Genomic DNA, 3,878 nt, shown 5'->3' on the forward strand with positions numbered 1-3,878 from the left:
GGTCGTAGTTCGGATTGAGGGCTGAAACTCGCCCTCATGAAGCTGGATTCGGTAGTAATCGCGCCTCAGAAGGGCGCGGTGAATACGTCCCTGCTCCTTGCACACACCGCCCGTCAAAGCACCCGAGTGAGGTCCGGATGAGGCCCTGTTTCAGGGTCGAATCTGGGCTTCGCAAGGGGGCTTAAGTCGTAACAAGGTAGCCGTAGGGGAATCTGCGGCTGGATCACCTCCACAGACCGGGACTGGGGCGTCGCCCCAGCCCACTTGTCGTGACGTTTCACGTCACGCTTTCCACGTTCGATCGCGCCGTCTGGCCGATCGGGCACCTTTGAACTACCGAGGCTCACAATATGCTCTCTCGTCAGGTGACGAGAGGGTGGGCCCATAGCTCAGTGGGAGAGTGCCTCCTTTGCAAGGAGGATGCCCTGGGTTCGAATCCCAGTGGGTCCATGACTCGGAGCGAATCGAAGATCGTGTCCCTTAAGTGGGAGACGGCACTTCGATTCAATCCGAACGAACCGATGCACCACCCCGTGTAAACGTGGGTGGGAAGGGTTAATGCAGGCCGGCTGTCTACCGGCGTGCAGATGAGACCGTGTGTACGTGTAGTCCAGGCGTCCACTGGATCCGTTCCCGGGTCACAACCGTTGTGTATACAACGCGTTTCCGATCCGACGAACGTGGCTACTGTGCCAGCTGGTGGATCGCTCGGCTTGAGAGCTGAAGAAGGACGTGCCAAGCTGCGATAAGCCTGAGGGACCCGCACGGAGGGAAAGAACTCAGGATTTCCGAATGGGAATCCCCACCGCAATTGCTTCGCGCAATGGGGAACGCCGAGAATTGAAACATCTTAGTATCGGCAGGAAAAGAAAGCAAACGCGATGTCGTTAGTAATGGCGAATGAACGCGATGCAGTCCAAACCGAAGCCTTCACGGGCAATGTGGTGTTCGGACTGACGATCACTTCTCGAACCTCGACAGGAAGTCTCTTGGAACAGAGCACGAAACAGGGTGACAGTCCCGTAGTGTCGAGTAGTACGGAACGAGTCAGCTCCAGAGTATCGGGGGTTGGATATCCCTCGAGAATGTCGCGGGCATCGACCGCGAAGACTAAACACTCCTCAAGACCGATAGCGAACAAGTAGCGTGAGCGAACGCTGAAAAGCACCCCACGAAGGGAGGTGCAATAGGGCGTGAAATCAGTTGGCGATAGAACGACGGGGCACGAAAGGTCCCGATCACAACGACCGAGACGCGAGTCTCCAGTAGGAAGATCGGGAAGCCGGTGTTCCGTCGTACGTTTTGAAAAACGAACCAGAGAGTGTGCCTGATTGACGAGTCTAACCCGAGTATCGGGGAAGGCGTAGGGAAACCGACATGGCCGCAGTCTTACGACGAGGGCCGCCGTGTTCAAGCGCGGGGAGTCAATCGGGCACGACCCGAAACCGGATGATCTAGGCATGGGCAGGGTGAAGCGTGGCGAAAGCCACGTGGAGGCCCGTTAGCGTTGGTGTCCTACAATACCCTCGCGTGACCTATGTCTAGGGGTGAAAGGCCCATCGAATCCGGAAACAGCTGGTTCCAACCGAAACATGTCGAAGCATGACCTCTGCCGAGGTAGTTCGTGGGGTAGAGCGACGGATTGGGGGATCGCACTCCGAGAGGAGTGTGCCCCCCTGTCCAACTCCGAACCTACGAACGCCGTTTGACGCAGGGAGTCCGGTGCGCGGGGTAAGCCTGTGTACCGTGAGGGAGACAACCCAGAGCTGGGTTAAGGTCCCCAAGTGTGGACTAAGTGCGATCGAAAGTGGTCCCGAGCCCTAGACAGCCGGGAGGTGAGCTTAGAAGCAGCTACCCTCTAAGAAAAGCGTAACAGCTTACCGGCCGAGGTTCGGGGCGCTGAAAATGATCGGGGCTCAAGTCCACCACCGAGACCTAGCGACACTCTTGATGGAGTGATTCCGTAGGTTGGCGTTCTGTTCGGGTGGAAGCACGGAAGAGATTTCGTGTGGACCGTTCAGTAACGAAAATTCTGGTCATAGTAGCAGCGTTAGTCGGGTGAGAACCTCGACGACCGAATGAGTCAGGGTTCCTCGGCAATGTTAATCAGCCGAGGGTTAGCCGGTCCTAAGTCAGCCCGTAAGTCGAAGCTGACAAATGGGAAATAGGTTAATATTCCTATGCCGGTATGCAATAAAGTCGACGCTTTGGGGCCACCCAAGCCGGGCTTTCGCCCGGTAGAACAGTCGAAGAGCGTGGAAGCCGTAATGGCACGAAGCGATCGAATGGCTGGATATCGAAAGTTGGGTCAACCCAGAGCCCGTGAAAAGACGAGCATACTGTCCGTACCGAGATCCGACACAGGTACTCATGGCGGCGAAAGCCAAGGTCTGTCGGGAACAACCGACGTTAGGGAATTCGGCAAGTTAGTCCCGTACGTTCGCAATAAGGGATGCCTGCCTCGCGAAGAGGCAGGTCGCAGTGACTCGGGCGCTCCGACTGTCTAGTAACAACATAGGTGACCGCAAATCCGCAAGGACTCGTACGGTCACTGAATCCTGCCCAGTGCAGGTATCTGAACACCCCGTACAAGGGGACGAAGGACCTGTTAACGGCGGGGGTAACTATGACCCTCTTAAGGTAGCGTAGTACCTTGCCGCTTCAGTAGCGGCTTGCATGAATGGATGAACGAGAGCGCCACTGTCCCAACGTTGGGCCCGGTGAACTGTACATTCCAGTGCGGAGTCTGGAGACCCCCAAGGGGAAGCGAAGACCCTATAGAGCTTTACTGCAGGCTGTCACTGAGACGTGGTCGCCATTGTGCAGCATAGGTAGGAGGCATTACAGAGGTACCCGCGCTAGCGGGCCACCCAGCCAGCATTGAAATACTACCCGATGGTGACTGCGACTCTCACTCCTGGCGGAGGACACTGGTAGCCGGGCAGTTTGACTGGGGCGGTACGCGCTTGAAAAGATATCGAGCGCGCCCCAAGGTTTCCTCACCCGAGTCGGAGACTCGGGAAAGAGCGCAAGAGCATACGGAAGCCTGACAGTGTCCGGCACAACGACGGACGCTGACGCGAAAGCGTGGTCTAGCGAACCAATTAGGCTGCTTGATGCGGCCAATTGCTGACAGAAAAGCTACCTTAGGGATAACAGAGTCGTCACCCGCAAGAGCACATATCGACCGGGTGGCTTGCTACCTCGATGTCGGTTCCCTCCATCCTGCCCGTGCAGAAGCGGGCAAGGGTGAGGTTGTTCGCCTATTAAAGGAGGTCGTGAGCTGGGTTTAGACCGTCGTGAGACAGGTCGGCTGCTATCTATTGGGGGTGTTATGGTTCCTGACGGGAACGTTCGTATAGTACGAGAGGAACTACGAATGGGTGCCACTGGTGTACCGGTTGTTCGAGAGAGCACGTGCCGGGCAGCCACGCACCACGGGGTAAGAGCTGAACGCATCTAAGCTCGAAACCCACCTGAAAACGAGGAACCACTGAGGCTACTCGTAGAAGACGAGTTCGATAGACTCGGGGTGTACGCGTCGAGGCAACGAGACGTTGAGCCCGCGAGCACTAACAGGCCAAGCCACACACTCATATTCGCATTGGATCGGGATCCGGAGAACGGATCCAGGCGCGAACTGGACTACACATACACACGGTTTTGCTACCGATATTGGCATGACGGTGGTTCGATTCCACTGATCGGCGTTAGGCGGCCAGAGCGGCGGGGTACCTCCCGTACCCATCCCGAACACGGAAGATAAGCCCGTCTGCGTATTCGCAACTACTGGAGTGGGAGACCCTCTGGGAACGTGGATTCGCCGCCCCTTTCATACTTTCATTTCACCCTATCAGCGACAGCAGTAGCTGTCGGTG

At 56.8% G+C, this 3,878-nt stretch carries 1 tRNA gene and 3 rRNA genes; all 4 read left to right on the top strand.

The window, feature by feature from the left end:
* Positions 1 to 232: ribosomal RNA gene (locus GRS80_RS16495) — 16S ribosomal RNA — on the top strand; the annotation flags it as partial.
* Between the two features lie 146 nt (positions 233 to 378).
* A tRNA-Ala gene (locus GRS80_RS16500) sits at positions 379 to 450 on the top strand.
* A 225-nt stretch (positions 451 to 675) separates the two neighbouring features.
* A 23S ribosomal RNA gene (locus GRS80_RS16505) occupies positions 676 to 3,594 on the top strand.
* 116 nt (positions 3,595 to 3,710) lie between these two features.
* Positions 3,711 to 3,832, top strand: a 5S ribosomal RNA gene (rrf, locus tag GRS80_RS16510).
* The last annotated feature ends 46 nt before the right edge of the window (positions 3,833 to 3,878 follow it).

The sequence above is a fragment of the Natrialba sp. INN-245 genome (assembly GCF_009807105.1).
Taxonomy (GTDB): domain Archaea; phylum Halobacteriota; class Halobacteria; order Halobacteriales; family Natrialbaceae; genus Natrarchaeobius; species Natrarchaeobius swarupiae.